The sequence below is a fragment of the Methylobacterium aerolatum genome, assembly GCF_022179085.1.
Lineage (GTDB): Bacteria > Pseudomonadota > Alphaproteobacteria > Rhizobiales > Beijerinckiaceae > Methylobacterium > Methylobacterium aerolatum.
On the sequence record NZ_BPQE01000031.1, the window covers coordinates 105,174 to 131,914 of the forward strand.

The following is a 26,741-nucleotide window of genomic DNA, read 5'->3' on the forward strand; positions in this document are numbered from 1 at the left end:
ATAAGTCGCTGATGCGCGGGCACAATTCGAGTATTGGTGCCGATCTCCATTGCCAAGCTTGGCTGATATGGCCTTCTCTAGCGGCGAAGATCGCTGACTTGACCGTGGGAACAGCGGCCAAAAGCTGCGGTTATGGCCCCGAACGTTTCGTCAGCGAAATGTGACGGCCGCGCATCGCCGCGCGGCCATCCAATCACGAACGGAAAGGGACACTCGTCCGTCATGAAGAAGACCACCCTCGCCGCCCTCGGCCTTTCGGTTGCCGCCCTCGCGACCCCGGCGCTCGCCCAGGACGCCCTCCCGGTCCGCATCTTCCCGAACCTCTCCGAGACCGGCCCGGCTGCGACCTCGACGCCGGCCTTCCGCGCCGAGGCTCTGCGCTCCGACGCCGCCAGCATCGAGGCCAGCCGCATCGCCCTGGAGCGTTCGCGTAACCCGAACGTCCGCGCTTACGCCAACCGCGTGATCACCGAGCGCAAGGCGACCACCGAGGCTCTCCTCCCTCCCGGCACCTCGCTGAGCCGTGGCGGCACGGTCGTCTCCGACAACCAGGGCATCAAGACCGACCTGAGCAACCCCGCCGGCTTGATCCTTGCCCCCGTGACGATCGCCGCCAACCTCGGCACGTCGATCGTCGGCGGCACCCTCGGCGCCGTGGGCCTCGTGGACAACAGCCCGACCGAGCCCGGCCGTCGCGTCGCCCTCGGCGAGCGGGGTCAGGCCCGTCTGGCGCAGCTCCAGTCGGCCCCGACCGGCCGTGCCTTCGACCGGACCTACATCTCGCAGCAGGCCCGCTCCGACGCCAACACCCTGGCGCTCTACAGCAACTACGCCCGTAACGGTGAGAACGCCGTGGGCCGCAAGTTCGCCAACGAGGCGCTGCCCTATATCGCCGAGGAGCACGCCGAGTCGTCGATCCTGGCCAACCGCTTCGGCGGCTGAGATCCCGGCCGAGACGTGAGAAAGGGGCCGTCCCGCGAGGGGCGGCCCTTCTCTTTTTCGGGCCTGGCCCCGCCTGCCGGAGCGTCTCCCGGTGGCTTCGGGTGCTGCCGCTCGTGCAGTGACGCACTCACTGCGTTCATGCGTGTCTGCACCGGCTCATTGTTTCTGCATCGATTTTTCCAGCTTCGGCTGCCGCCTCCGACTGGAGCGATGCACCAGGCCGTCATCGCTTCGTTCCGATGGCGATGACGAGACGGCGCAGTGATCCACGCTCGCCCGAACTGCTATGAGGAGCGTCACGAAAACGGGGTCCGGGGCGGATGGACGATACGGGGCACTCGCTGGCGGTGCGGGTCTATTACGAGGACACGGATTTCTCCGGCTTCGTCTACCACGCGAGCTATCTGCGCTTCATGGAGCGCGGGCGCACGGAGTTGTTGCGCTCCCTGGCGGGGGATCAGTCGGACCTCCACCGTGACGCGCAGGGGCTCGTCTTCGTGGTGCGCAAGATGGGAATCGACTTCCTCCGGCCCGCGATCATGGACGATCAGTTGACCGTCGTGACGCGGACGAAGGCCCTGCGCGGCGCCTCGATGACCCTGGCACAGGAAGTCCGGCGCGGCGATGAGACATTGGTGGCCGCCGAGGTCACGGTCGCCTGCGTCCGCGACGGCCGCGCCACCCGCCTGCCGGACAGCCTGAGGGTCAAGCTGACGCCGCCGGAGGATCGCACGGAGTTGCCCGCCCGCCCGGCGTCTTGAGGGCATTGCGGCTGCCCTGGCGCCGCTTCGCTTTGCCTGAGCGCGGACGATGCCGCGCCCGGCAAGGGGCCGGCGGACCTCAGCCCGGCAACCAGCCCTGCAATTCCCGGCGGACCACGTTCTCGATCACGCGCATCCCGTGGTCGCTGTCGTTGAGGCAGGGGATGTAGGCGAATTGCTCGCCGCCGTTCTCCTCGAAGTAGTGGCGGTTCTCGCCGTCGAGTTCCTCCAGGGTTTCGAGGCAATCGGCGGTGAAGCCCGGGGCCACGATCGCCATGCGCTTCACGCCGGACTTGGCGAGGGATTGCACGGTCTCGTCGGTATAGGGCTTGAGCCACTCCTCGTTGCCGAAGCGGGACTGGAAGGTCACCCGCATCTTCTCGGGCGAGAAGCCCAGCGCCTCGCGCACGAGTCGCCCGGTCTTGTGGCACTGGCAGTGATAGGGGTCGCCCTTCAGGAGGTAGCTGCGCGGCACGCCGTGGAACGAGGTGAGGATCACCTCCGGCTCGAAATCGAGCTTGGCCAGACCCTCGCGGATCGATTGGGCCATGGCGTCGATGTAAACCGGATCGTCATGGTAGGGCGGCGAGACGCGCACGGTCGGCTGCCAGCGCATGTCCATGAGCGCCCGGAAAGCCTGATCGCAGGCCGTGGCCGAGGTCGCCGCCGCGTATTGCGGGTAGAGCGGAACCAAGAGAATTCGGTCGCAGCCCTGGTCGAGGAGGGCCTGGATCCGGCCCGACACCTCCGGCTTGCCGTAGCGCATCGCCCAATCGACCACGACGCTGTCGCCCATTGCGGCCTGGAGCTTCTCGCTCTGGCCCCGGGTGATCGTCTTCAGCGGGCCCTCGTCCAACTCGTTGTTCCAGACGCTGGCATAGTCCCGGCCCTTGGGGCCCGGCCGCTTCGACAGGATGACGAGGTTGAGGAGCGGCCACCAGATCAACCGGGGCACTTCGATGACCCGGCGATCGGACAGGAACTCCTTGAGGTAGCGCCGCATGGGCCAGTAGCTGGTTCCCTCTGGCGTTCCGAGGTTCATGAGCAGCACGCCGATCCGGCCCCAGCGCACGGGCGGATGCCCGGCCGGAAGGCTGCCCGCGGCTTGGCCGGCAGGCTGGTCGATCGCGGCGACCGGGCGGTTGTTCTTCAGCGCGGCAGGTTCGATGCGTTCGTTCATGCGAGCGTACCGGCGCCCCCGGCGCCGTGTCCTTCCTTGACTAGCGGATCTCGACCCGCGCCGACGCGCGATCGGCCCTTATGTAGGACGCCCGAGCCGTTCGGCGAAGACGAGACGGCCGCAGGAGCGGCCGACGCCGTTTCGGGTATACGCGCGGCATCCGCGTCGGCAAATGCCGCCCACCCAGGACATGCACCCTCGATGACCGACCGGCCCGTCGCCGCCGCCCTCGCCGCCTTCCGCCGCTCCGGCTCGCCCTGGCTCGCCCTGCCATTCTTCGCGGACGGTGCCGCCGAGGCGGTGGCGGCGCGGGTCGATGCGCGCATCGCCGGAGGCGCCCGCGTGCTGCCGGCGCCGGCGCAGATCTTCCGCGCCCTCGCGGAGACGCCTCCGGCGGAGGTGAGGGCCGTGATCCTCGGCCAGGACCCCTACCCGACGCCGGGGGACGCGAACGGGCTCGCGTTCTCCTATGTCGGCGGCGGCCGCCTGCCCGCGTCCCTGAAGGTGATCCTGGCGGAAGCGGACTCGGACCGGGAGGCCGGGGGGGATCTCACCCCCTGGGCAAGGCAGGGCGTGCTGCTCCTGAACAGCGCGCTCACCGTCGAGGCCGGCAAGGCCGGGGCGCACCTGCGCTACGGATGGGCGAGCCTCACCGACGAGGCGGTCTCGGCGGTCTCGGCGGGAGCCGAGCCGGCCGTCTTCCTGTTGTGGGGAGCCCAGGCGCGCGCGCGGGCCGGACTGATCGACGCAGCCCGGCACGGCATCATCGAGAGCGGCCATCCCTCGCCGCTCAACCGCGCGAGGGATTTTCCCGGCTCCGATCCGTTCGGGCGCGCCAATGCGTGGCTCGCCGCGCACGGGCGGACGCCGATCGACTGGCGCCTCGGCTGAGGATGCCGGTCATCGGCTCCCACACGGGCCGCTACTGCGCGGGCGGTTACTGCGCCGGCTTGGGCGCGTCGGGCTTCGCCGGCTCCGCCTTCGGGGCCTCCGCGCCGGGCGGGAGAAGGACGTTCTTGGCGACATTGCCTTCGGGGCCGTACTCGCCGGCGACGGCGATGCAGGCCTGATCCCGGTTGGCGGCCATCTGATTCGACATCAGCGTGAAGATCGTCTGCACCCGGTTGCCGAACGGGCCGTTCGGCTGGACATCGGCCGCCCGGGTGTTCTGCTTGGCGAGCAACGCCTCGAACTCCGTCGCGCCGATCCGGTATCCGCAAACATTGGAGGCCGCGAAGATGTAGGCCGCGAATTCGAGCGCCCGCGATGACGGTGCGTTCCGCATCTCCGCTCTAGCCGGGGCGCACAGGAGCGCGGCGGCGACGATGGGCAACACGATCCGCATGGTTTTCCGTCCCTGGCCGGCGGTGCTGCGACCGCCCTCGGGGCAGCTAGATAGAGAAGCCGCCGTCGGCCGCCAGTGTCGGCCTTTCACGACCGCTTTCATGGATCGTGAGGGATACGGGCAGATCCGGACGTCTTTTTGCGCCTTTGAGCGCCGGTCTTCGCAAGTCTCCGGCTCGCAAAGAGAAAGTGTTAACCCGATCGCGCGAACCCGGAATGGCTAAGCCTATCCGAAACTGGCGGTTTCCCCGAATGATCCGCGCCCACTCCATCGCCGCCGACCGCAACGCGGCCGAATTCCCGGCTCCGGTCCCATCTCAGGACCGCCGGGAGGTCGCGCCTGCGCCCTCGGCCATCGCGCCGGGCCTCTGCATGAAATGGGCGCGGGCCGAAGGCATCGGCCTCGGCGACACCGCCGTCCTGATGGTGGCGAACCCGCTGGAATCCGCCGCCCTCCGGCAGGGTCTCGCCTGGGTCGGCGCGCGGACACGCGACCTCGCCCCCGGCCTGGACGCGGACACCCTCGCCGCGGCCCTCAAGGGCGCCACGGTGGCGATCGTCGATGCGGCGCTTGCCGACGACTACGCCCGCGCCCTCGGGTTAATCGAGCGCCTGCCCCCGGTCTGGTGGAACGGCGAGGGCGCCGACTTCGCCCGCCTCGACCACGCCCTGGCCGAACTCGCCGACTGAAGACCCGGGCTCCGCGCCGCCCGGCCGCCGGACGGCACGGTCCACGGATGCGGGAAAACCGGCTAGACTTCCCCTCGAACCCGCCGAAGGGTGGGACCGGAAGGGAACGTCCATGTCAGCAGCTCCGTCGATCGCCCCGGCCACCGGGGAGCCGGTCCTCCTCAGGCAGGACGAGGACGGCATCTGCACCCTCACCCTGAACCGGCCGGGCGCCCGCAACGCCCTGTCGCTCGGCCTGATGGAGGCCCTGCAGGACGCCCTGGACGCGATCCGCGCGGACGCCTCCGTGCGGGTCGTGGTGCTGAAGGGCGCCGGACCCGCCTTCTGCGCGGGCCACGACCTGAAGGAGATGCGGGCGGAGCCGAGCCGCGAGGCCACGGACCGGGTGTTCCAGACCTGCGTTCGGCTGATGACGAGCATCGCGAGGCTGCCGCAGCCGGTCATCGCGCAGGTCCACGGCATCGCGACCGCCGCGGGGTGCCAACTCGTCGCCACCTGCGACCTCGCCCTCTGCGCCGAGGACGCGCGGTTCGCGACGCCGGGCGTCCAGATCGGCCTGTTCTGCTCCACGCCGATGGTGGCCCTGTCCCGTGCCGTGGGGCGCAAGGCTGCGATGGAGATGCTGCTGGTCGGCGAGCCGATCTCCGCCGGGGAGGCCCTGCGGATCGGCCTCGTGAACCGCGTGGTGCCCGCCGGAACCCTGGATGAGGCCGTGACGGCCATGGCCCGGCGCATCGCGGGCAAGGCTCGCAAGGTGGTCGCCATCGGCAAGGAGGCGTTCGGCCGCCAGATCGAGATGGGCCTCGACGACGCCTATGCCTACGCGGCCGAGGTGATGACCCGGAACATGATGATGGCCGACGCGAAGGAGGGAATCGACGCCTTCATCGCGAAGCGGGATCCGGTCTGGGAGGGCTGATCCGCCGCGCCCGTGCCCGGTATCGTTCGCGCGTGGGTCAGTTACCTTCGCCGGGGAGGGCTCAAGCCGACGCGGGACAGGCGATGACAGCCACCACCGACCTCATCGGCCTCGGCATCGCCTTCTACGGGGCGATGCCTCCCCCGCGCCCGCCGCGCCCCTCGCGGCCGGAGCGGGACGGGCCGACCTGGGCCGCCGCCATCCTCATCGGCAGCATCTGCCTCGCCACCGTGGGGCCGCTCTTCACGATCTGGTCCTTCCACCGGCCCCTGGAGGCCGCCAAGGCGAGGTGCCGGCACGCGGGCGGGCGGATCGTCTACCAAGCCCTCGACGGCAGCGATTTCCGCTGCGACGCGGCCGATCGGGTCACCGGACGGCATTGACGGGCGGCCCGCGCGATCCCGTTCGCGGACCGGGAACGGAACACTCCGCCGCCGGCTGAGCTATATGGGCGCAGGTGGCTCGAGTCGTCCGGGACGGCATTGGAACAGATCTTTTCTCGCTGGGTGACCTCCACGGCCCTGTTCAGGGCCGACGCCGAGGCGCTGGTCGGCTTCGTCCTGGCCGTCGCGGTCACGGTGCACGCCCTGCTGCGCAAGCGCCGGGTGAGCGTCGCCGTGGGCTGGATCGGCCTCGCGTGGCTGTCGCCCATCCTCGGCTCGGCGCTCTACCTGCTGCTCGGCATCAACCGGGTCTACCGGCGCGCCCGCAAGATGCGGGGCCGCCCCTCCGAGGCGACACCGCCCGCGGATGACGACGACGCGGTGGTGCCCGAGACCCTGTGGCCCCTCGACCGGGCGATCCGCCGGATCACCGCGACGCCCGCCCTGGTCGGCAACCGCGTCCGCCTCTACCGCAACGGCGACGAGGCCTATCCCGACATGCTCGCCGCGATCCGCGGGGCGAGGCTCAGCGTCGCCCTGTCGAGCTACATCTTCCGCGACGACGAGGCGGGCCACGAATTCTGCGACACGCTGGCGGAGGCCAAGCGGCGGGGCGTCGAGGTCCGGGTGATCATCGACGGCATCGGCGGCGGCTACTTCCGCACCCCGGCCTACCGCCGGCTGACGGCGGCGGGCGTCCCGGCCGCCCTGTTCATGCACTCCGCCCTCCCCTGGCGGATGCCCTTCCTCAACCTGCGCAACCACAAGAAGCTCTTGATCATCGACGGACAGGTCGGCTTCACCGGCGGCCTGAACATCGCCAGCGCCAACCGCGTCGCCTCGAATCCGCCCCACCCGATCCGCGACACGCATTTCCGCTTCGAGGGGCCGGTGGTCGATCAACTCGCGACCACCTTCGCCGCCGACTGGTTCTTCGCCAACGGCGAGAATCTCGACGGCCCGCCATGGTTCACCAATCCCGAGCCGGTGGGCGCGACCGTCGCCCGCGCGGTGACGTCCGGCCCCGATGCCGACGTGCAGAAGATCGAGCAGGTGGTGATCCAGGCGCTCAACTGTGCCCGCCGCTCGGTGCGGATCGCCACGCCCTACTTCCTGCCGGACGAACTCGTCACCGGCGCCCTCACCCAGGCCGCGACGCGGGGCGTGTCCGTCGAAGTGGTGATCCCGGCCAAGGGCGACCACCGCTTCATCGACTGGGCCATGCGCGCCCACCTCGATCCCCTGATCCGCGCCGGCGTGCAGATCTACCTCGACACCCCGCCCTTCGATCACACCAAGGCGATGGTGATCGACGACATCTGGTGCTTCGTCGGCAGCGCCAACTGGGACATGCGCAGCTTCCGCCTAAATTTCGAGCTGAACGTCGAGGTCATCGACGCCGACGTCGCGGCTGAGATCGACGCGCTGATCCGCCGGAAGATGGAGCGCCGCCTCACCGCGACGGATCTCGCCGCGCGCTACCTGCCCGTGCGCCTGCGCGACGCAGGCGTTCGGCTGCTGCTGCCATACCTCTGAGCGGCCGCTGCGGCGCCTCGGGGGCGACGGCGAGGTGCACGACGATCGGCCGGTGATCCGAGGGACCGCGCGGCAGCACCGCGCTGTCCCGGCAGACCAGCCCGCGGGCGATGCAGCGGTCGAGGCGCAGCGGCAGGACCTCCACCATGGCGTGGGTCGGACGGCGCGGCCCGATATCGCGGAAGCCCGGCACCATGGCGGGGCCGACGATGTTGTAGTCGCCAAGCACGGCTGCCCGGGGTGGAAGCCCGGCGACGATCCGCCGGAGCTGGCGCCGGTTCAGCATCTGGCCGTGTGACAGGTGGACGTTCGCGACGCCGAACGCGCCGAGATCGAGCACTTGGCAGACTCGGTGCACCAGGGCGCCGGAGGGGATCGGCAGAGTGCGGGGCGGCGACGGCCACGGCGTCGGGCTCCACATGGCGAGCCCGTGGATACGCCCCGGCAGGGGGGCCCAGGCGTAATGGCCGCCGACCCGCTCCTTGAGGAAACCGATGGCCCTCGTGGCCTCCTGCATCAGCAGCAGATCGGGCTTCTCCTGCTCGATCAGCGCGATGACGTCCTCGATCGCCGCGCCGACCCGCCGCAGGAGGTTCCAGCTCACGATCTTGAAGGCCGGGACGGAGGGGGAGAGGAGGTCGGCCTCCGGGGCCGGCACCGTCGCAATCTCAGGTCCGTCCGCGCGCATCGCTTCCGTCATCGTTCCTGGCCGCTCCCCACCCGCCGCGTCCGTCGCCGCGAGGCTGCAACGCGCCGGACCCGCGTCCGTTCGCCGGTCCGGTCCTTCGCCTGGACGATGATCGCGGCGCAAGCCGGGGTGGGAGTGAAACGGAAACCACGCCACGATCACAACTCGCGGACCCGGGGACTTTCCGGCCCCGCCCGGGCAATGACGGCGTGCGCCAAGCTTCGCGATATGCTTTAGACCAGCGACAACATTGCCGGCCGTGAGGCCGGAGCGACAGAACGTCTGGGAGTTTTCCGTGGCCGCATCCAAGCGACACTTCACATTCGCCGCCGCCGCCCTGACGGCGGCCCTGGCGGGATCGGGCCAAGCCCAGGCCGCCCAGTGCGGCAACTCGGCGGGCGGCTTCGAGACCTGGAAGCGCGAGTTCATCGCCGAGAACCGGGGCAAGGTCAGCGCGAACGCCCTCGATGCCCTCGCCGGCACCACCTACTCCACCGCCACCATCTCGGCGGACCGGGGCCAGCGCAGCTTCAAGCTGTCCCTCGAACAGTTCATGGCCAAGCGCGGCGGCCCGACGATCGTCAAGCGCGGGCGGGCGCTCAAGCGCTCCCAGGCGGCGCTGTTCTCCTCCATCGAGCAGCGCTACGGCGTGCCGCCGGGCCCGCTCTTGGCGATCTGGGGCATGGAGACCGGGTTCGGCGCGGTGAAGGGCAACGTCAACACCCTCTCGGCGGTGGCGACCCTGGCCTACGATTGCCGCCGCTCGGAGTATTTCACCGATCAGCTCTACGCCGCCCTCACCCTGGTCGACCGGGGCATCCTGACCACCAGCACCCGCGGCGCGGCGCATGGCGAGATCGGCCACACCCAGTTCCTGCCGCGCAACGTGCTGAAATACGGCACTGGCGGCGACCTCAACGAGACCGGCGCCGCCCTGTCCTCCACCGCCAACTTCCTGAAGGCGCATGGCTGGCAGCGCGGCGCCGGCTACCAGCCGGGCGAGCCGAACTTCGTCGCCCTCCAGGGCTGGAACGCCGCTTCGGTCTACGAGCGCGCCATCGCCATCATCGGCCGCCAGATCGACGAGGACTGATTCTCCATCGTCATGGCTTCGTGCCGCTCGCTAAAACGGGCGGATGCCATGTTCCTCGTTTCGCCCCGGTCCCCGTGAGGAGGCCGGGGCGATTGTCTTTGGAGCCTCACTTGTAAGCCGCTGGCTCCCCTCGATCCTCCTCAGAGCCTGGCCCGAAAGGGCACGACGGTCTTTCGGTCACAGGTGGTCATTGCGAGCGCAGCGAAGCAATCCAGGGATCCGCCACCTCTGGAAGCGTCCCGCTGCCCTGGCTTGCTTCGCTTCGCTCGCAATGACGGTGAGAGATACGCTCTGTCGTGCCCTCTCCGGCCAGACTCTGAGAGCCTGGGCGAGAAGGGGGCGGTTCTCCCCACCGCGCCTCAGGATGAGGGGGTGAGGTGGGAGAACCGCCGATCGTTCGGCCAGACACCTACGCGTGGGCGTAGCCCGGCTTCTTGCCCAGGGCCTCTTCCACGGTGCCCGCGCCGTCGAGATAGCCGTGGACCTTCGGGTTCGGCATGATCAGCGAGGCGACGAAGGCGATGCCGAGCATGACCGTCACGTACCAGAAGAACGTGCCCTCCATGCCCGTGTCCTTGAACCAGAGGGCGACGAACTCGGCGGTGCCGCCGAAGGTGGCGTTGGCCAGCGCGTAGGATAGGCCGACGCCCAGCGCCCGCACGTTGGTGGGAAACAACTCCGCCTTCACGATGCCGCTGATCCCCGTGTAGAACGAGATCACGGCGAGCCCGAGGGTGATCATCGCGAAGGCGAGGTAGGGATCCTTGTTCGTGCCGAGGAAGGACATGATCGGCACCACCATGAGCATGCCGAGCCCGCTGTAGAGGATCATGTTCGCCTTGCGGCCGATCTTGTCCGAGAGGGCGCCGAAGATCGGCTGGATCAGCATGTAGACGAGCAGCACCCAGGTCATCACCTGCGACGCCGAGGTCTTCGGCATCCCGGCGGTGTTGACGAGATACTTCTGCATGTAGGTCGTGAAGGTGTAGAAGCTGAGGGATCCGCCGGCCGTGTAGGCGAGGACGACACAGAACGCCCGCCAATGCTTGAACAGGGCGCCGAAGGTGCCGGCATTCTCCTTGTCGCCCCCCTCCTTGGTCTCCGCCAATGAGCGCCGCAGGTACAGCGCCACCACCGCCAGCCCGGCGCCGATGAAGAACGGGATGCGCCAGCCGAAGGCGGTCAACTGCTCGGCGGTGAGGACGGATTGCAGCAGGACCAGCACCAGCGAGGCAAGCAACTGCCCGCCGATGAGTGTGACGTACTGGAACGAGGCGAAGAAGCCGCGGCGGCCCTTGATCGCGACCTCGCTCATGTAGGTGGCGGAGGTGCCGTACTCGCCGCCGACGGAGAGGCCCTGGAGCATCCGCGCCAGGAGCAGCAGGACCGGCGCCAGGGTGCCCACGGTGGCGTAGGTCGGCAGGATGCCGATCAGCAGCGAGCCGAAGCACATCATCAGGACGGAGATCACCATGGAGGCGCGGCGGCCCACTTGGTCGCCGATGCGCCCGAACAGCCAGCCGCCCACCGGCCGCATGAAGAACCCGACCGCGAAGATGCCCGCGGTCTGAAGCAGCTGGCTCGTGGCATCGCCCTTCGGGAAGAAGGCCGGGGCGAAGTAGAGGGCGAAGAAGGCGTAGCAGTAGAAATCGTACCACTCGACCAAGTTGCCGGAGGACGAGCCGACGATGGCCATGATCCGCCGCCGCCGATCCGCCGCATCGTGCGGGTTCGAGTCGATGGCGATCGACCCAGCTTCGTGCACAGCCATGGCGTCTCCGATGTCCCTTAATCCCGGACGCTGCCGGCGTCCGTTTGTCACGGCGACGTTACAGGGTGAGGACCGGGCTGCAAGCGTCCATGGCACGACGTCCGGGCTATGCGCCCGATCCTGTCACGCCGCCGGTGACGGAAGGCCCCTCCGTGCCCGGCCTAGCGGGCGTCAGCGAGGCGCCAGGGGATGCTGCGAACGTCCTACCGGCTGCCGTCGAGCAGGCTGGAGACGACCCTGGCCGTGTAGTCCACCATGGGCACGATCCGCGCATAGTTCAGCCGGGTCGGCCCGATGACGCCGACCACGCCGACGATCTTCTGAGAGCCGTCGCGGAACGGCGCGGCGATCAGCGACGACCCGGACAGGGAGAAGAGCTTGTTCTCGGAGCCGATGAAGATCCGCACCCCCTCCCCCTTCTCCGCCCGGGCGAGGAGGTCGATCACGTCCTTCTGGGTCTCGAGGTCGTTGAAGAGCAGGCGGATCCGTTCGAGATCCTCGGCCGCGCGGAGGTCGTCGAGGAGGTTGGCTTGGCCGCGCACGATGAGCTGGCGCGCCTCCGACGGGCCGACCGGCGTGGCGAGCCCGGCATCGACCAGCCGCTCGGTCAATTCGTCGAGTTCCCGGGCCTTGGCGAGACGGCCCGCCTCGATCTCGGCCCGGAGCGCCCCGAGGGTTCGGCCGGAGAGCCGGGCATTGAGGTAGTTGGTGGCCTCCTGAAGCGCCCCGGCGGGCAGGCCGGGGGGCAGGTCGAGCAGGCGGTTTTCGACGCTGCCGTCGTCGGAGACGAGGATCACCAGGGCGCGCTCGGGGTCGAGCCGCACGAATTCGACGTGCTTCAGGCTGGCATTCGCCTTGGTGGTCAGCACCACGCCGGCGCCGCGCGACACCCCCGAGAGCAGGGAGGACGCCTCGGTCAGGGCCGATTCGAAGGTGTGGCGGGAGGCGACAGAGCGCATCTGCGCCTCAATCCGCGTCTTCTCGTCCTGGCCGACGTCGCCCAGTTCGAGCATCGCGTCCACGAAGAAGCGCAGGCCCTGCTCGGTGGGCAGCCGCCCGGCCGAGGTGTGGGGCGCATAGATCAGGCCGGAATGTTCGAGGTCGGCCATCACGTTGCGGATCGAGGCCGGGGACAGGCCCATGGGCAGGATGCGCGCGAGGTTGCGCGAGCCCACGGGCTCACCCGTCGTGAGGTAGCTCTCTACGATCTGGCGGAAGATCTCCCGGGCGCGCTCGTTGAGGGCGGCCAGAGCCTGCATCGATGGACCTTGGGGGATGACGGAACTCAAATCTGACACGGGTTGCGATCCTTGCGGCAATCATGTCCGGCCTCGGCCTCGGGATCAATCCGCCGCTTGCTCCCCGGAACGGTGCGGCCTAAGAGCCCCGCCCACACATCTCGAACCGAAAGGGGCCCTCATGCGGCCTTCGAACCGCGCCGCCGACGCCCTGCGGCCCGTGACCCTTGAGCGCGCCGTGGCGCGCTACGCCGAGGGCTCGTGCCTCGTGAGCTTCGGCAACACCAAGGTGCTGTGCACGGCCTCCCTGGAGGAGCGCGGACCGCCGTGGCTGCGCGGCTCCGGCAAGGGCTGGGTCACGGCCGAGTACTCCATGCTGCCCCGGGCGACCCATTCGCGCACCCGGCGCGAGGTCTCCTCCGGCAAGCCCTCCGGCCGCACGCAGGAGATTCAGCGCCTCATCGGCCGCAGCCTGAGGGCCGTAACCAACCTGTCCGCCATCGGCGAGAAGCAGATCACGGTGGATTGCGACGTGATCCAGGCCGATGGCGGCACCCGGACGGCGGCCATCACCGGCGCCTGGGTGGCCCTGCACGAGTGCTTCGCCTGGATGCACGCCCGCTCGATGATCTCCGTCGATCCCCTGCGCGACCACGTCGCCGCCGTGTCCTGCGGCATCTACAAGGGCGTGCCCGTCCTCGACCTCGAATACGAGGAGGATTCGGCCGCCGACACGGATGCCAACTTCGTCCTCACCGGCAAGGGCGGCATCGTCGAGGTGCAGGGCACCGCCGAGATGGAACCCTTCTCCGAGGCGCAGCTCCTCGAACTCCTCGGCCTCGCCCGCGGCGGGATCGAGCGCCTCGTCGCCCTGCAGAAGGAGGCCATCGCGTGAGGCGCCGTCTGACGGGCAAGGTGGTCATCGCCACCCACAATGCCGGCAAGCTCGCCGAGATGCGCGATCTCCTCGCGCCCTTCGGCATCGAGGCGGTGTCGGCCGGCGAACTCGGCCTGCCGGAGCCCGACGAGACCGGCACGATGTTCTCCGAGAACGCGGCGATCAAGGCCCACGCCGCCGCGCAGGCCACTGGTCTGCCGGCCTTCGCCGACGATTCCGGCCTCTGCGTCGATGCCCTGGACGGGGCCCCGGGCATCTTCTCCGCCCGCTGGGCCGGGCCGGACAAGGATTTCTCCGGCGCGATGGCCCGGATCTTTTCCGAACTCGCCGAGCGCGGGGCAGAGAACCGCCGTGCGCATTTCGTCTCGGCCCTGATGCTCGCTTGGCCCGACGGTCATACCGAGCTGTTCGAGGGCCGGGTCTTCGGCGAGGTGGTGGAGCCGCGCGGCGACGCGGGCTTCGGCTACGACCCGCTGTTCCAGCCGGAGGGTCACACCCGGACCTTTGGCGAGATGACCGCGCAGGAGAAGCACGGCGTCGATTGGCAGAAGGGGACCGGCCTCTCCCACCGTGCCCGGGCCTTCGTCCTCCTGGCACGGGAATGCCTCGTGCAGTGACGCACTCACGTCGTTCATGCGTGTCTGCACTCGCTCATTGGTATTGCATCGATCCAGTCTCGGCTGACGCCGCCGACTGGATCGATGCACCGGAGCCAGCCTGACGGTGTGACGGCGAAGCCGGTCTGCTAAACCCCCGTGATGACGCCCCCTGTTCCCGACCACCCCACCCGCGATGCGGGTTTCGGCGTGTACCTCCACTGGCCGTTCTGCGCGGCGAAGTGCCCGTATTGCGACTTCAACAGCCATGTCCGCCACGCCGGCGTGGACGAGGCGCGCTTCCTCGCCGCCTTCCGGGCGGAGATTGCGCACGTGGCCGCCCGCGTGCCGGGCCGTGAGGTCACGAGCATCTTCCTCGGCGGCGGCACGCCCTCGCTGATGCGGCCGGAGACGGTGGCGGGGCTGCTCGATGCCGTCGCCCGCCACTGGAACGTCGTGCCCGGCGCGGAGGTGACGCTGGAGGCCAACCCGTCGAGCGTCGAGGCGGGACGCTTCCGGGGCTACCGGGATGCCGGGGTGAACCGCGTCTCCCTCGGCGTGCAGGCGCTGGACGACGCCTCGCTGAAGACCCTCGGCCGCTTGCACAACGCGGAGGAGGCCTTCACCGCCATCCGCATCGCCCAATCCACCTTCGCCCGAACCTCCTTCGATCTGATCTACGCCCGGCCCGGCCAGAGCCCCGCCGCGTGGCGGGGCGAGTTGCGCGAGGCGATCGACCGCGCTGCCGAGCACCTCTCGCTCTACCAACTCACCATCGAGCCGGGCACGCCCTTCTTCGGTCTCGCGGCCGCCGGCAAGCTTGCCACGCCCGACGAGGAAACCGGCCGCGCCCTCTACGACGTCACGCAGGAGGTCTGCGATGCGGCCGGGCTTCCGGCCTACGAGATCTCGAACCACGCGAGGCCGGGGGCGGAGGCCCGCCACAACCTGCTGTACTGGCGTTACGGCGAGTATGCCGGCATCGGGCCGGGCGCGCATGGACGGCTGGTGACGGCGGAGGGCCGCCTCGGAACCGTCACGGAGCGAGGGCCGGAAGCGTGGCTCGGCCAGGTCGAGGCGCGGGGCCACGGCATCGCCGAGACCGAGACCATCGATCCCGGATCGCAGGCCGACGAGTTTCTGGTGATGGGCCTCCGCCTGACGGAGGGGATCGATCCCGCCCGCTACGCCGCACTCAAGGGCCGTCCCCTCGATGCCGGACGGATCGCCACGCTGATGGAGGACGGCTTGCTCGCCCGTCGCGAGGACGGCCGCATCGCCGCCACAGCGGCGGGCGCGCCGGTGCTCAACGCGCTGGTGGCGGAACTGGCGAAGTAGCCGAAAGGATCACTGCGTCCCGTTCACCCGCCCAGACACCCGTGAAGCCCTCTTGGTCCCAGACGAGCGCGTCCTGTTGGGACGTCGCCCGTGCCTGGATTGCTTCGCGTTGCTCGCGATGACGGCTCTTGCCTAGTTCAGCACCACGACCTTGGCGCCGACATTCACCCGGCTGAACAGGTCGATGGCGTCCTGATTGATCATGCGGATGCAGCCCGAGGACACGCTCTTGCCGATGGAGAAGGGCTCCAGCGTGCCGTGGATACGGAACAGCGTGTCCTTGTTGCCCTGCCACAGGTACATGGCGCGGGCGCCGAGCGGGTTGCGCAGGCCGCCGGAGACACCCAGGCCGCTCTGAAGCTTGTCGACTTCGCCGGCGAGCTTCGGGCTGCGGGCGATCATTTCCTTCGGCGGGTACCAATCCGGCCACGCCTGCTTGGAGTTCACGGTCGCGGTGCCGGACCACGAAAAGCCCTGCTTGCCCACGCCGACGCCGTAGCGGCGGGCGCGGCCGCCCTCCTGCACCAGGGTGAGCTGGTGGGCGCGCGGGTCCACGATGATCGTGCCCGGCTCGTAGGGGCCGTTATAGGCGATCTCCTGGCGGAGATAGGCCGGGTTCATGCGCTTGTAGTCGAAGGCGCGGACCGGGAAGACGTCGTCCTCGATCGGGCCATAAGCCTTGGCGTAGTCGATCGGGCCGTTGTCGGGCACCCGCAGCACGGCCTTCGCCTTGGCGGCCTCGATGGGCGACAGGGCGGGATCGCCCGAGGCCTCGGGCTGCACCAGGGCGGCCTGCCGGGCCGGCGGGGCTTGCGTCACCGGCGCGGGGACCGGCTGGGCCGCCGGCGCGGAGACGGCGGGCTGCCGGTCGAACACGGCGCGGCCGAACTCCATGCGGCCGGTATAGGGAATGTAGCGGTCGCCCCGGCGGATGTAGAAGGCGCCGTTCTGATCCTGGTAGAGCCGGTCGGCGTCGGCATCCGCGCGGGGATCGACGAGGGCGGAGCGGCCCTGGGCCAGGGCGGGGGCGGCCGCCGTGCAGACGGCGAAGCCGGCGAGCAGGAGGATGCGGATCGGGGCGGACATCGTCGGACTTTCCTGGACAAGCGGAGGGGGATCGCGGCCGGCGTGCGAGGACTGCGCGGGGTCGGCGATCATGCCAAGCTTCCCCGTGGCTTACGAAATCCCCCGTCCCTCGCCAAGCGCGATCCGGGCCACAGGTCCCCTCCCCCGCGCCGTTCGCAGGGCTTTCGTCGCCACCTGTGGCGTCACTGCCGCAAGTTGAGGGGCAGCGCCCGTTCCTGCGGCAAAGCCTGCCCGCACGGAGGGCATGTCGCGATCAGGGGCCTCCGTCGGCATTGCGATCCACGCGAAGCAATCCGGGGATGCGCCACGCCCTGACAGGATCTGCCTTCCTCGATTGCGTGTCTGCATGCGCGAAGACGGGGCGGAAACTTCGCAGGGCGCCTCGCCGCGCGTCTCCTCGATCCGGCGTCGAGACAAGGCTGGCACGGCTTTCGCTAGGCCTCGTCTGCCGCCCTCCGAGAGCGGCATGCGGGGCAACGGCGCCCCGCGCAGCGGACGGTGTGAGTCCGGACCCCCCGGCATGTGCGGCCGCGTGACGGCCTGCAAACTCTGACGAGCACCTCGACCATGGCCAGCTTCAAGACCGTGATGAAGTCGGGTCACCCCCCGACATTGTTCGCTGCCTTTCTTTACTTCGATTTCTGCTTCGCGATCTGGGTGCTCAACGGCGCCATGGGCCCGTTCATCACCGAGACCTACAAGCTCACCCCGGCGCAGACCGGCTTCATGATCTCGCTGCCGATCCTCGCGGGCGCCATCATGCGCTTCCCGCTCGGCGTGCTCGCCCAGTATATCGGCCGCAAGAACGCCGCGCTGACCGAGATGGGCATCATCGTCCTGGCCATGGCCTACGGCTTCTTCTTCGTGTCCTCCTACAACGACGTGCTCGCCATGGGCGTGCTGCTCGGCATCGCGGGCGCCTCCTTCGGCGTGGCCCTCTCCCTCGGCTCTGGCTGGTTCCCGCCGGAGCACAAGGGCCTCGCCATGGGCATCGCCGGGGCGGGCAATTCCGGCACCGTGCTCGCCGTGCTGTTCGCTCCGCCGCTGGCGCAGATCTACGGCTGGCAGGCCGTGTACGGTTTCGCGGGCGTCGTGATGCTGCTCCCCATCGCGGTGATGATCCTGCTGGCGAAGGAGCCGCCGGATTGCCACGACCAGACCTTCAAGCAGCATGTCTCCTGCTTGTTCACGAAGGACGGCTGGGCCTTCTCGCTGATCTACGTGATCACCTTCGGCGGCTTCATCGGCCTCTCGAACTTCCTGCCGACCTTCTTCTACGAGCAGTTCGCGGTGACCAAGGTCGAGGCCGGGCGCCTGACCATGCTGGCAGCGCTGATGGGCTCCGGCATCCGCATCGTCGGCGGTTACTTCGCCGACAAGCTCGGCGGCGTGGCGGTGCTGTCGGTGGTGCTGCTGGCGGCAGTGGCGGCCTTCCTCGGCCTGACGGCGACGCCGTCCCTCGCGGCCACGACGATCCTGTTCATGTTCTGCTTCGCGGCGCTCGGCGCGGGCAACGGCGCGCTGTTCCAGCTGGTGCCCCTGCGCTGGCCCACCAACACGGCGGTGGCCGGCTCGATGATCGGCGAGGTCGGCGCGCTCGGCGGCGCGATCCTGCCGAACGTGATGGGCCTCTCGAAGCAATACACCGGTCACTTCGCCACCGGCTTCGTGATCTACGCGGCTTTCGCCGCCATCGTGCTCGGCTGCCTCTTCCTGTGGCAGCGGAACTGGGTCGGCAGCTGGGTCGGCCCGCGCGGCAAGGCCCTTACCGCTCCGGCCGAGGTCGAGACGGGCAAGCTGCATCCCGCCACGGTGTGAGGGCTTTTCAGACGTGATCGACCGGATGGGGGCCCCGTGGCCCCCATTCGCATGTCTGGCGCTCCCAACCACGTTCGCGATCGGCGCGCGGCCTGGACCCCGATCGAGGACCGTGCGGGACATTCGCAAAATCCCGACCGTGGTTGCTTCGGCCCGCGCTCGCACCGACGCCGAGGGGGCCGACCGACCCGGCAAGACCCCCGCATCCCTGGACACGTCTTCGCATCGTTCGCGGTGACCTTCGGGGCGGGACGTGCCCTCACCTCGTCTCGGCCCGCGACGATGCCGAGGCATGGACCGAGAATGGCGGTTGCCAACGCCGCCGCGACCCGTTTGAATAACGTATTAGAAACGGCGGCCCGCACGGACGGAGTCGCCACGGCGCAGGCGCTCCGGGGCCTGGGTCGCTCGGGAGGGACGGGCGATGATGAAGCGCGTGAGCGCCACGAACGGCGTGCTCGGCCTGCTCTGCCTGATGTATTTCATCACCTACCTCGACAGGGTGAACCTGGCGACGGCCGGCACGGTGATGATGGCCGACCTCGGGATGTCCAAGACCGAGTTCGGGCTGATGCTCTCGGCCTTCGCCTATCCCTACGCGATCTTCCAGGTGATCGGCGGCTCGGTCGGCGACCGGTTCGGCGCCAGGCGGACGCTCATGGTCTGCGGCCTCATCTGGGCGGCCGCGACGGTGTTGACCGGCTTCGTCGGCGGTCTCGTGAGCCTGTTCCTGGCCCGCGTACTCCTCGGCTTCGGCGAGGGCGCCACCTTCCCGACGGCCACGCGCGCGATGCAGAACTGGACGGCGCCGGGCAAGCGCGGTTTCGCCCAGGGCATCACCCACGCCTTCGCCCGCTTCGGCAACGCGGTCGCGCCGCCCATCGTGGCCTTCCTGATCTACCATTTCGGCTGGCGGGTGAGCTTCTATGTGCTCGGCGGCGTGAGCTTCGTCTGGGTGATCGTGTGGTACGCCTACTTCCGCGACGACCCTTCGGAGCACGCCCGCATCACGCAGGCCGAACTCGACACCCTGCCCCCGCCGCGCAAGGTCGGCGCCAAGCAGACCGTGCCGTGGGGCGCCCTCACCCGCCGGATGCTGCCGGTCTCGATCACCTATTTCTGCTACGGCTGGACCCTGTGGCTGTTCCTCGGCTGGCTGCCGACCTTCTTCAAGGAGAGCTACGGGCTCGACCTGAAGAACTCCGCGCTCTTCGCCTCCGGGGTCTTCTTCGCCGGCGTGGTCGGCGACACGGTGGGCGGTCTCCTGAGCGACGCCATCGGCCACCGCACCGGCAACGTGAAGCTCGCCCGGCTCACGGTGATCGTCATCGGGTTCCTCGGCGCGGCGGCGAGCCTGACGGGCGTCTTCTTCACCAAGGACCTGACCCTGGTGGCCCTGCTCCTGTCCTCCGGCTTCTTCTTCGCCGAGTTGGTGATCGGCCCGATCTGGTCGGTGCCCATGGACATCGCCCCGAAATACGCCGGCACTGCGAGCGGCCTGATGAATACCGGCTCGGCGCTGGCGGCGATCGTCTCGCCGATCGTCTTCGGTTTCATCGTCGACAAGACGGGCAGCTGGACGCTCCCCTTCATCGGCTCCATCGGCCTGTGCTTGCTCGGCGCCGCACTGGCCTTCACGATGCACCCGGAGCGCGAATTCGTCGATCCCCCGGAGACGGCGGCCCGGGGCGTCGCCGGCGTTCCGGCGGGGGAGTGAGCGGATGGCAGGCGACGGCGCGGGGCACGACGGCCCTCTTCAGGGGATGCGGGTCATCGAGCTCGCGCACATCATGGCCGGCCCGGTCTGCGGGCTGATGCTGGCGGACATGGGCGCGGAGGTCATCAAGGTCGAAAAGCTGGAGGGGGACGACACCCGCCGCACCGTCCCGCCCGCCCTGGAGGGCGAGAGCGCCGCCTACATGATGATGAATCGCGGCAAGCGCGGGCTCAGCCTCGACCTGAAGGCACCCGACGGCATCGCGGTGCTGCGACGGCTCCTGTCCGGTGCGGACGCCCTGATCGAGAACTACCGGGGCGGGACGATGGAGCGCCTCGGCCTCGGCTACGAGACCCTGCGCCAGGATTTTCCCCACCTCGTCTATTGCTCGCTCTCGGGCTTCGGCCGCTCCGGCCCCTATGCCGACCGGGCGGGGTTCGATCTGGTCGCCCAGGGCATGAGCGGGCTGATGTCGGTGACAGGGGAAGGACCCGGCCGCCCGCCGATGAAGTGCGGCCCCCCGGTGACCGACATCACCGCCGGTATCCTAGCCGCCATGGGCGTGCTCGCCGCCTACACCCGCCGCCTGAAGACCGGCGAGGGACAGGTGGTGGACACCTCGCTGTTCGAGGCGGGGATCACCCACACCTACTGGCAATCGGCCATCGCCATGGCGACCGGCGTCGCCCCCGGCCCGATGGGCTCGGCCCACCCTCTCAACGCCCCCTACGAGGCGTTCGCCACCGCCGACGGCTGGATCACCATCGGCGCGGCGAACCAGAAGAACTGGACCAAACTGCTGACGGCGCTCGGAATGGAGCACCTCGCGGAGGATCCGCGCTTCGCCACCAACCGCGACCGCATGAGCCACCGCGAGGAGCTGGCCGCGACCCTCGCCCCCGCCTTCACCACACGCGGCTCGTCGGAGTGGCTGGCGCGCCTGGAGGCCGAGGGCGTGCCGGCCGGCCCCGTCCTCGACGTCGCCGCCATGCACGCCGATCCGCAGACTCTGGCGCGGGAGATGGTGGTGGAGGTCGAGCACACCCGCGTGGGCCGGATGAAGACGCTGGGCTTGCCCGTGAAGTTCTCGGCGACCCCGGGACGGGTTCACGGCGCGGCGCCGCTCCTCGGAGAGCATTCCCGTGCGATTCTCGCCGAGGCCGGATACGATGCCGCCGCGATCGACGACCTGATCGCCCGGGGCATCGTGCGCGAGACCCTCGCCTGATCCCTGATCGCGACCCCGCGTGCCGTCCTCGATCTTCGGATCGCGGGCGACGCGCCAGCCTTGTGTGATTGTCGCATCGTCTCGGCCGACCCGGTCTCCGGCCCGGCTGAGGATGCTCTGGCGGAGGCCCCGATGGACGCTCAGACCCCGACCGCTGCCGCGGCCGACGAGTTGCTGTTCAGCACGGACGAGGGCGGCATCGCCCGCATCGTCCTGAACCGCCCGCAGGCCCGCAACGCGCTCACCTTCGCAATGTACCAGGGCCTTATCGCCAGTTGCGAGGCCATCGCCGCGGACCCCTCGGTCAAGGTGCTCGTCATCACCGGGGCGGGCGAAAAGGCCTTCGCGGCGGGCACCGACATCGCGCAGTTCCGCAGCTTCCAGACGCCGGAGGACGCGCTGGGCTACGAGCGGTTCATGGACAAGGTGCTCGGCACGCTGGAGCGCGTGCGGGTGCCGACCGTTGCGGCCATCGCCGGAGCCTGCACCGGCGGCGGCGCGGCCATCGCGGCGGCCTGCGACCTGCGCATCGCCACCCAGGATGCGCGCTTCGGATTTCCCATCGCCCGGACCCTGGGCAACTGCCTCAGCCTCGGCAACCTCAAGCGGCTCTCCAACCTCGTGGGACCCGCGCGGGTGAAGGACATGATCTTCACCGCCCGCCTCCTCGGGGCGGAGGAGGCCCTCGCCATCGGGCTCGTCGGCGAGGTCGTCGAGGATCTCGCCGCGCTCACGGCCCGGGTCGATGCCCTGGCCACCCTGCTGGCGGGCCATGCGCCGCTGACGATGCAGGCCACGAAGGAAGGCCTGCGCCGCCTCTCGGAGGATCCCGCCGTGGAGGGCGAGTCCCATCCGGGGGACGACCTCATCCTGCAATGCTACATGAGCGAGGATTTCCGCGAGGGCATGGAAGCCTTCCTCGCCAAGCGCCCGCCTCGGTGGCAGGGGCGCTGAACCGCGCGTCCCACGTATCTCCGTCATTGCGGGCGGAGCGAGGCGATCCAGTCTGGAAGGGCCCACCGCCCTGGATTGCCTTGCTGTCGCTCGCGATGACGAAAGCGGTCGAGAAGAGGTAAACCGAGGCCGGGCTGGCTATTGCTCGCCCGGCGTCGCCAACTTGTTGTCGTCCTCATCGAGCAGCGGGACGTCGAAGTCGCGCAAGACCTTCTCGATGTCGGCGCGGCGCTTGCGCAGGACGTTGTTGAGCGAGCGCTTCCAGTCGTTCTCGCCGAGCCGCACGCCCATCGCGATGCGATACGCCATGGGCGGGCGCTCCGGCTCTTTGAGCAGGGGCGTGACGACCATGGGCGTGCCGCTCTGCTTGGCGAGCCAGCCCGCCGCCGGCCCCCAGAGCACGGCCGCGTCGATGTCCTTCGACGCCAGATCGGCGATCACCTCCGCCGACACGGTCTGATATTTCCGCGACGGATCGAGGGCGTAGGGCGCGTAGGCCTTCATCGAGGAGACAAGGCCGACCTCCCCCATCCGGTTGACCGGCGGCGTTCCGGCGATGACGCCGACCTTCTTGCCCTTGAGGCGGGGATCGTCGAGGGCGGCGATACCGTCCAGTTCGCCGGCACGGGTCACGATGGTGTAGGTGGACCGGTAATACGGGTTGGTGGTCTGGACGAGGTCGCTGCCGAAGGCTTGCCCGATCACGAGGTCGCACAGGCCGGTGCCGAGGGTGTTCCGCACGAAGCCGGGACCCTGCGTCAGCCAGTAATAGCGGACCTTGACCTTGAGTTCGTCGGCGATGATCGCCGCGATCTTGTTTTCGAAGCCGTCCTCCTTGCGCTCGGAGAACGGCATGTTGCCGGGATCGCCGCAGACGCGCAGGACGTCTGTCGTGACGGTATCCGGCAAATGCTGCGCGGCAGCCCCCTGCGCCACCGTCATCGACAGGGCGCAGAGGACCGCGAACTTGTGCGCTTGCGTGAAGGCGTGGGCCATTAGCTGCCCATGCACTCCTTCTCGGCCTTCTTCGCCGTCTCGGGCTTGTCTTCCTTTTCGCTCGGGCGAATGCGGCCGATGGCGCCGGAGGCGCGGGCCTTCAGGTAGACGTAGAGGTCGTCCGAGTAGCACATGACGTTCTTGTTATCACCGAAGGCCGGCATGACCTTCTGCTCGGAGGCGCTGACATCCTGCTTGCCGCCCGCAAGGATGCCGACGAACTCCTCGTAGGAGAGGTGCTTCAGCGAATCCTTCAGGGCCGGCGCGTAGGTGGAGCCCATGCCGTCCGGGCCGTGGCAGACGTGGCACTCGGCGTGATAACGGCGGTAGCCGGAGTAGCTGTACCAGTCGAGCTTCTTGCCGTTGTCCGTGATGTGGAAGGTCGGATGACCTTCGGAATCCAGATACTTGCCGTCCTCGACCTTGACGGCGGCGTTCTTCTTCAGGAGGTCCGGCTCGCTCTCGGCGGTCTTGTCGTCCTTGTTGATGGAATTGGCGAGAGCGGGATCGGACTTGGCATCCTCAGCATGTACGGCGACCGCGGACACGGTCGCTAGGGCGAGGGCGGCCAGAACAGGCCGCGTGATGATGGCGCTGAGGTGAAGCAACGTGCTCGTCTCCCTTGATTAGGGTCTTTCCGTCTCCCTTCGGGCAGAGACCCCTTGAAAGCGTTCATATCATAAAGGTGCCGGCGCGGAAGCCCGCGCCGACACCCCTTATGTCTTCCAGACTGCGGCCGATTAGTTCGGCAGGGCGAAGACCGTCAGCTGACCGCCGAGGTTGGTGTACTGCGACAGAGCCGCGTAGCCACCCACCGCGCCGAGGCCGGCGTTCGGGTCGGTCAGGCCGGCCGCGAGGCCGATGCCAGCCCAGCCGCCGACGCCCGAGAGGACGCCCACGTACTGCTTACCCTTGTTCTGGTAGGTCATCACGTTGCCGATGATGCCCGACGGAGTCTTGAACTTCCAGAGCTCCTTGCCGGTCTTGTCGTCGACAGCCTTGATGTAGCCTTCCAGCGTTCCGTAGAACACCACGTCACCGGCGGTGGCGAGAGCACCCGACCACACCGAGAACTGCTCCGGGTTCGACCACTTGATCTTCCCGTTCACGCCGTCCCAGGCGATGAAGTTACCCATGCCGCCGTGCGAGTTCGGGGCCGGGTACATCGAGAGGGTCGCACCGACGTAGGGCTGGCCCGGGGTGTAGGTCACCCGGAACGGCTCGTAGTCCATGCAGACGTGGTTGGTGGGAACGTAGAACAGGTTGGTCTTCGGCGAGAAGGCAGCAGGCTGCTGGTCCTTGGTGCCGAGGGCCGCCGGGCAGATGCCCTTGGAGTTCACGTCCTCACCGTTCTGCTCGGTCGAGTACTTGGCGACGACGAGCGGACGGCCGTAGGTCTTGGAGCCCTTGTCCATGTCGACCTTGGTCGCCCAGTTCACCACCGGGTCGAACTTCTCGGCGACCAGGAGGGCGCCGGTCTCACGGTTCAGCGTGTAGCCGAAGCCGTTACGGTCGAAGTGGGTCAGGAGCGGCTGCTCCTTGCCGTCGATCTTCTGATCCGTGAGGATCATCTCGTTGATGCCGTCGAAGTCCCACTCGTCGTGGGGCGTCATCTGGTAGACCCACTTGGCCACGCCGGTGTCGGCGTTACGCGCCCAGATGGTCATGGAGTACTTGTTGTCGCCCGGGCGCTGCTTCGGGTTCCAGGTCGAGGGGTTGCCCGAGCCGTAGTACACGAGGTTCAGCTTGGGGTCGTACGAGTACCAGCCCCAGGTGCAGCCGCCGCCGGTCTTCCACTGATCGCCTTCCCAGGTCTTCAGCGAGGAGTCCTTGCCGACGGGCTTGCCGAGCTCGGTGGTCTTCTCCGGGTCGACCAGCATCTGGTCGTCCGGGCCTTCCGAGTAGCCGCGCCACACGAGCTTGCCGGTCTTCAGGTCGTAGGCGGTGACGTGGCACTGCACGCCGAACTCGCCGCCGGAGATGCCGACGATGACCTTGTCCTTGACCGGGAGAACGGTCGCGGTGTTGGTCGCACCCTTGGCCGGGTCGCCGTTCTTGACCGACCAGTTCACCTTGCCGGTCTTCGCGTCGAGCGAGACGACGGTGGTGTCGGCCTGGTGCAGGAGGATCGTGCCGTCGGCGTAGGCGAGACCACGGTTGACCGTGTCACAGCACATGACCGGGATCACGGACGGGTCCTGCTTGGGCTCGTACTTCCACAGGATCTTGGCGTCGTGGTCGAGGTCGAGGGCGTACACGATGTTCGGGAACGGCGTGTGCACGTACATCACGTTGCCGACGACGAGCGGGGCGCCCTCGTGGCCGCGCAGGACGCCGGTCGAGAACGTCCAGGCCACCTGGAGGTTCTTCACGTTGTCCTTGTTGATCTGGTCGAGCTTCGAGAAGCGCGTGTTGGCGTAGTCGACCGTCTGCAGCACCTGCTCGGCAGGGTTGGCAATACCCTTCAGGACGCTCTCGTTGGCGAGCGCCGGTGCAGCGACGGCTGCAACGCCCGCGCCAAGGGCGAGGAGATGTACCGCTCTCATGGAATTCCTCCGACAAGTCATTAAAAGTCACCGGACACGCCAGTAGCGATATCCTTTGATCTTCGACCTGACACTTTCGCTACAGGGATAGAGCCTCGATAGCGGGCAGTTTGGGTGACGGAGATCTTTCGATCACCGGCCAGAGACCTCCCATCCCCTTAGGAGGTCTCCTCGAAACCGAAGCTGGGACGGACCTTAAGAGATTTTTGAGCGCCGTCAACACGCAGTTTTTGGCACAACAGCCGCCGCGGCGCGGTTACGCTTTGTCATCACTGAAGCATTTTCTGGCTTTTGCTTTGCACCGGCCGATGGTGCATCGCGCCAAAAAGCTTGGTTCTTTCTTCTCGCCATCTTCCGCGACGGGCCGACCGCAACCTCGACGAGCGCTGACTTTTCATGGGGTTGGCGAAAGGACTGGTTGCACGGACGGCCTGATCCGCGTCCGATCCCGTCTTTTGCATTGCAACAGGCCGGGCACCGGGGCCGCGCCTGCCGAACCGGGAAACCGGGAAAGCTCGGCAATAAATTGCGCCCTCTCGCCGCAGTTTTCGCCCGTGCCGGACGGGAGAATTCGGCAATCCCCAGGGTTGCGCCCGCGCTTCCGGCGCGCCGAATCCCATCCGCGCGAGGTCATTCGGCGAGAATCGGCGCTAGTGGCCCGGCAGGAAAATTCAGAGAGGGGGAATCGGGCCGACCGTTTCGAACTCTGCGACGTCGTCGACGAGGTCGGTCAGCGAAATCGGGAGCGTTCGTCCGGTCTTTAGGCGGAGGACCGCGTCCGGCTCCATCCAGATCGGCCTGAGTCCCGCGTGGCGACCGATGAGAGTGCCATGGGCGAATCGCCCCTGCGGGCCCTGTTCCAGGACGAACCGGTACCGCACGCGCACGGCTTCGCACCCTTCGGCGGAGACGAGGCCGCGACCTGTGATCGTGTGCGGGTGGTCCTCGAACTCGGACATGCGCTCCGGATCGGCCGGGAGAAAGTGGCAACGTCATTGCCGCTTATCCCCGGCGCGGGC

Annotated in this window: 25 protein-coding genes; 15 read left to right on the forward strand and 10 right to left on the reverse strand. The window is 68.6% G+C overall.

The features are described 5' to 3' along the window. Positions 1-222 precede the first annotated feature (222 nt). Together MFF06_RS19475 and ybgC are read left to right on the forward strand one after the other, a co-directional pair. The gene (locus MFF06_RS19475; protein ID WP_238207076.1) at positions 223-942 is read left to right on the forward strand and encodes a DUF4142 domain-containing protein; all 720 of its coding nucleotides are present in this window, start codon (positions 223-225) and stop codon (positions 940-942) included. Positions 943-1,262: 320 nt separating this feature from the next. Next, a complete protein-coding gene (ybgC, locus tag MFF06_RS19480; RefSeq protein ID WP_238207077.1) occupies positions 1,263-1,703 on the forward strand; it encodes a tol-pal system-associated acyl-CoA thioesterase in 441 nt (146 codons plus the stop codon). Between the two features lie 79 nt (positions 1,704-1,782). On the opposite strand, the gene hemH is transcribed toward ybgC, so the two are convergent. Further along, positions 1,783-2,883 (reverse strand): ferrochelatase, encoded by a 1,101-nt coding sequence (hemH, locus tag MFF06_RS19485; protein ID WP_238207079.1) that lies wholly within the window; start codon positions 2,881-2,883, stop codon positions 1,783-1,785. 201 nt (positions 2,884-3,084) lie between these two features. Here hemH and MFF06_RS19490 point away from each other — a divergent pair, with 201 nt between their 5' ends. Further along, the gene (locus MFF06_RS19490; RefSeq protein ID WP_238207081.1) at positions 3,085-3,774 is read left to right on the forward strand and encodes a uracil-DNA glycosylase; all 690 of its coding nucleotides are present in this window, start codon (positions 3,085-3,087) and stop codon (positions 3,772-3,774) included. 46 nt (positions 3,775-3,820) lie between these two features. Here MFF06_RS19490 and MFF06_RS19495 read toward each other — a convergent pair whose 3' ends face one another. After that, positions 3,821-4,228 carry a hypothetical protein gene (locus MFF06_RS19495; protein WP_238207083.1) on the reverse strand — a complete coding sequence of 136 codons (408 nt, stop codon included), beginning with the start codon at positions 4,226-4,228 and terminating at the stop codon, positions 3,821-3,823. Between the two features lie 251 nt (positions 4,229-4,479). On the opposite strand from MFF06_RS19495, the gene MFF06_RS19500 reads away from it, so the two are divergent. The 4 genes from MFF06_RS19500 to MFF06_RS19515 all read left to right on the forward strand — a co-directional run bounded on the left by MFF06_RS19500 (position 4,480) and on the right by MFF06_RS19515 (position 7,755). Next, on the forward strand, positions 4,480-4,917 hold the full coding sequence (locus tag MFF06_RS19500) for an AMP-dependent synthetase (protein ID WP_238207085.1): 438 nt from the start codon (positions 4,480-4,482) through the stop codon (positions 4,915-4,917). Between the two features lie 112 nt (positions 4,918-5,029). After that, entirely contained in the window at positions 5,030-5,836 is an 807-nt protein-coding gene (locus tag MFF06_RS19505) for an enoyl-CoA hydratase (RefSeq protein WP_238207087.1), read from the forward strand. 83 nt (positions 5,837-5,919) lie between these two features. Beyond that, a complete protein-coding gene (locus MFF06_RS19510) occupies positions 5,920-6,219 on the forward strand; it encodes a hypothetical protein (RefSeq protein ID WP_238207089.1) in 300 nt (99 codons plus the stop codon). 99 nt (positions 6,220-6,318) lie between these two features. Then, positions 6,319-7,755 carry a phospholipase D-like domain-containing protein gene (locus MFF06_RS19515; RefSeq protein ID WP_238207091.1) on the forward strand — a complete coding sequence of 479 codons (1,437 nt, stop codon included), beginning with the start codon at positions 6,319-6,321 and terminating at the stop codon, positions 7,753-7,755. Here the strand turns inward: MFF06_RS19515 and MFF06_RS19520 are convergent. Then, positions 7,673-8,455: an endonuclease/exonuclease/phosphatase family protein gene (locus tag MFF06_RS19520; RefSeq protein WP_238207093.1), complete on the reverse strand. Its 783-nt coding sequence runs from the start codon at positions 8,453-8,455 to the stop codon at positions 7,673-7,675. The two genes, MFF06_RS19515 and MFF06_RS19520, sit on opposite strands and share 83 nt — an antisense overlap. A gap of 325 nt (positions 8,456-8,780) precedes the next feature. Here MFF06_RS19520 and MFF06_RS19525 point away from each other — a divergent pair, with 325 nt between their 5' ends. Continuing rightward, complete coding sequence (locus MFF06_RS19525) at positions 8,781-9,536, forward strand: lytic murein transglycosylase (RefSeq protein ID WP_370876617.1); 756 nt, start codon at positions 8,781-8,783, stop codon at positions 9,534-9,536. Between the two features lie 409 nt (positions 9,537-9,945). Here the strand turns inward: MFF06_RS19525 and MFF06_RS19530 are convergent, their stop codons facing one another. Together MFF06_RS19530 and hrcA are read right to left on the reverse strand one after the other, a co-directional pair. Continuing rightward, on the reverse strand, positions 9,946-11,307 hold the full coding sequence (locus MFF06_RS19530; protein WP_238207094.1) for an MFS family transporter: 1,362 nt from the start codon (positions 11,305-11,307) through the stop codon (positions 9,946-9,948). Between the two features lie 203 nt (positions 11,308-11,510). After that, a complete protein-coding gene (gene hrcA, locus MFF06_RS19535) occupies positions 11,511-12,566 on the reverse strand; it encodes a heat-inducible transcriptional repressor HrcA (RefSeq protein ID WP_238207096.1) in 1,056 nt (351 codons plus the stop codon). A 160-nt stretch (positions 12,567-12,726) separates the two neighbouring features. Between hrcA and rph the strand changes: the two genes are divergently transcribed. From rph to hemW, 3 genes are all read left to right on the forward strand, one after another. Beyond that, positions 12,727-13,440, forward strand: a complete 714-nt coding sequence (gene rph / locus MFF06_RS19540; RefSeq protein WP_238207098.1) for a ribonuclease PH — start codon at positions 12,727-12,729, stop codon at positions 13,438-13,440. Continuing rightward, a complete protein-coding gene (gene rdgB / locus MFF06_RS19545; protein WP_238207100.1) occupies positions 13,437-14,060 on the forward strand; it encodes an RdgB/HAM1 family non-canonical purine NTP pyrophosphatase in 624 nt (207 codons plus the stop codon). Before rph ends, rdgB begins: the two co-directional genes overlap by 4 nt. A gap of 141 nt (positions 14,061-14,201) precedes the next feature. Continuing rightward, entirely contained in the window at positions 14,202-15,377 is a 1,176-nt protein-coding gene (gene hemW / locus MFF06_RS19550; RefSeq protein WP_238207102.1) for a radical SAM family heme chaperone HemW, read from the forward strand. Between the two features lie 132 nt (positions 15,378-15,509). Here hemW and MFF06_RS19555 read toward each other — a convergent pair whose 3' ends face one another. Next, entirely contained in the window at positions 15,510-16,463 is a 954-nt protein-coding gene (locus MFF06_RS19555; RefSeq protein ID WP_238207104.1) for a L,D-transpeptidase, read from the reverse strand. 567 nt (positions 16,464-17,030) lie between these two features. On the opposite strand from MFF06_RS19555, the gene MFF06_RS19560 reads away from it, so the two are divergent. The 4 genes from MFF06_RS19560 to MFF06_RS19575 all read left to right on the forward strand — a co-directional run bounded on the left by MFF06_RS19560 (position 17,031) and on the right by MFF06_RS19575 (position 22,180). Further along, complete coding sequence (locus MFF06_RS19560) at positions 17,031-18,281, forward strand: MFS transporter (protein ID WP_238207106.1); 1,251 nt, start codon at positions 17,031-17,033, stop codon at positions 18,279-18,281. Between the two features lie 424 nt (positions 18,282-18,705). Beyond that, positions 18,706-19,998, forward strand: coding sequence for an MFS transporter (locus MFF06_RS19565; RefSeq protein WP_238207108.1), 1,293 nt, complete (start codon positions 18,706-18,708; stop codon positions 19,996-19,998). A gap of 4 nt (positions 19,999-20,002) precedes the next feature. Continuing rightward, the gene (locus MFF06_RS19570; protein WP_238207110.1) at positions 20,003-21,226 is read left to right on the forward strand and encodes a CaiB/BaiF CoA transferase family protein; all 1,224 of its coding nucleotides are present in this window, start codon (positions 20,003-20,005) and stop codon (positions 21,224-21,226) included. A 132-nt stretch (positions 21,227-21,358) separates the two neighbouring features. Then, complete coding sequence (locus MFF06_RS19575) at positions 21,359-22,180, forward strand: enoyl-CoA hydratase/isomerase family protein (RefSeq protein ID WP_238207112.1); 822 nt, start codon at positions 21,359-21,361, stop codon at positions 22,178-22,180. 138 nt (positions 22,181-22,318) lie between these two features. On the opposite strand, the gene xoxJ is transcribed toward MFF06_RS19575, so the two are convergent. The 4 genes from xoxJ to MFF06_RS19595 form a co-directional block, all read right to left on the reverse strand. Continuing rightward, complete coding sequence (xoxJ, locus tag MFF06_RS19580; RefSeq protein WP_370876618.1) at positions 22,319-23,122, reverse strand: rare earth element methanol dehydrogenase accessory protein XoxJ; 804 nt, start codon at positions 23,120-23,122, stop codon at positions 22,319-22,321. Between the two features lie 53 nt (positions 23,123-23,175). Continuing rightward, positions 23,176-23,784, reverse strand: a complete 609-nt coding sequence (locus MFF06_RS19585; RefSeq protein WP_238207116.1) for a c-type cytochrome, methanol metabolism-related — start codon at positions 23,782-23,784, stop codon at positions 23,176-23,178. 132 nt (positions 23,785-23,916) lie between these two features. Next, complete coding sequence (xoxF1, locus tag MFF06_RS19590) at positions 23,917-25,722, reverse strand: lanthanide-dependent methanol dehydrogenase XoxF1 (RefSeq protein ID WP_238207118.1); 1,806 nt, start codon at positions 25,720-25,722, stop codon at positions 23,917-23,919. Between the two features lie 671 nt (positions 25,723-26,393). Then, entirely contained in the window at positions 26,394-26,681 is a 288-nt protein-coding gene (locus MFF06_RS19595) for a hypothetical protein (RefSeq protein ID WP_238207121.1), read from the reverse strand. Between the last annotated feature and the right edge of the window lie 60 nt (positions 26,682-26,741).